This window comes from Pseudomonas agronomica, from assembly GCF_025917275.1.
Taxonomy (GTDB): domain Bacteria; phylum Pseudomonadota; class Gammaproteobacteria; order Pseudomonadales; family Pseudomonadaceae; genus Aquipseudomonas; species Aquipseudomonas agronomica.
Genome location: NZ_JAOSHO010000773.1, coordinates 1 through 1,628 on the forward strand (window position 1 = coordinate 1; position 1,628 = coordinate 1,628).

A 1,628-nucleotide genomic window follows, 5' to 3' on the forward strand; every position below is an offset into this window, starting at 1 on the left:
AACCGCCAGTCAATGTATGTTCAGCACAATCCCCACCCGGGTCAGCCATTCCGCTTCCTGGGCGAAATCGGCCTGGGTCAGTTGGTTTTCCTCCAGCCATCCGTCGGGGAACACCACATCCAGTTGATCGCCATCGGCATGCAGGGCCACCTGGGGCATTTCCTGGGTGCCACGGATGTGGTGGAACAGGATCGCAAAGCGCAACAGCACGCACAGGCGAATCAGCTTGATGCCGTCGTCGCCGAACTCGGCGAATTTATCCTTGGGAATATTGCGTCGATGGCCGCGCACCAATAGCGCGAGCATTTGCTGGTCTTCGCGGGAGAAGCCCGCCAGGTCCGAGTGCTCGATCAGGTAGGCGCCGTGCTTGTGATAGTGATAGTGGGCGATGTCCAGGCCCACCTCATGCACCTTGGCGGCCCAGCCCAGCAGTTCGCGCCAGACACCGTCGTTCAGGTCCCAATCGTCGGCCACCTGGTCGAAGGCATGCAGCGCCTTGCGCTCGACCCGTGCGGCTTGTTCCTGGTCGACGTGATAACGCTCCATGAGCGAGCCCAGGGTGCGCTCGCGCACGTCTTCGTGATGATGGCGACCCAGCAGGTCATACAGCACGCCTTCGCGCAGGGCGCCTTCGCAGTGATCCATGCGTTGCAGTTCGAGTGCGTCGAAAATCGCCTCGAGGATCGCCAGGCCCGCCGGGAAAATCGCCCGGCGATCAGGCTTGATGCCGTCGAAATCGATCTTGTCCGATTCGCCGAGCTTGAACACCTTGCGCTTGAGCCAGGCCAGGCCCTCGGCGTTGACTTCACCGCTGCCGTGGCCGCCAGCCTTGAGCGCCAGGCCAATGGCGCGGATGGTTCCCGAGGAGCCGATGGCTTCATCCCAGGTCAGGCGATGCAGGGCATGTTCGATGCTCATGATTTCCAGGCGCGCCGCCGTGTACGCCTGGGCGTAGCGGGCCGGGGTGATCTTGCCATCGCGGAAATAACGTTGGGTGTAACTGACGCAACCCATCTGCAGGCTTTCGCGCAGCAGCGGTTCGAAGCGCTGGCCGATGATGAACTCGGTACTGCCGCCTCCGATGTCCGCCACCAGGCGTTTGCCGGGGGTGTCGGCCAGGGTGTGGGAAACGCCGAGGTAGATCAGGCGCGCTTCTTCACGGCCGGAGATGACTTCCACCGGATGGCCGAGGATCTCTTCGGCGCGGTGAATGAACTCGCCACGGTTGCGCGCCTCGCGCAGGGCGTTGGTGCCGACGATCCGCACCGCGCCCAGGGGCATGCCGTTGATCAGTTGGGCAAAGCGCTTCAGGCAATCGAGCCCGCGCTGCATCGATTCTTCGCTGAGCTTGCGCTCTTCGTCGATGCCGGCGGCCAGTTGGACCTTCTCGCCGAGCCGCTCAAGAATGCGGATTTCCCCGTTCTGGGCCTTGGCGACGACCATGTGGAAGCTGTTGGAGCCCAGGTCAATGGCAGCGATCAGGGACAGATTCTTGGCTTGGGATGGCGGCATGGTCAAAAAGTCTCGGTCGATAACCTTGCCATCCTGCCACGATCGACCGCTTACGCCAACGCGCCTGAACCAAACCCTTGAGCCAGAGCTATTCCCAGGGCGCTTTCGTGGCGAGG

General features: G+C 62.6%; 1 protein-coding gene. It reads right to left on the reverse strand.

Translation table 11 applies throughout. The annotated features are described in order from the left end of the window. Positions 1–9 precede the first annotated feature (9 nt). Positions 10–1,512, reverse strand: a complete 1,503-nt coding sequence (gene ppx / locus OC610_RS27020) for an exopolyphosphatase (protein ID WP_264432378.1) — start codon at positions 1,510–1,512, stop codon at positions 10–12. Positions 1,513–1,628: the final 116 nt, after the last annotated feature.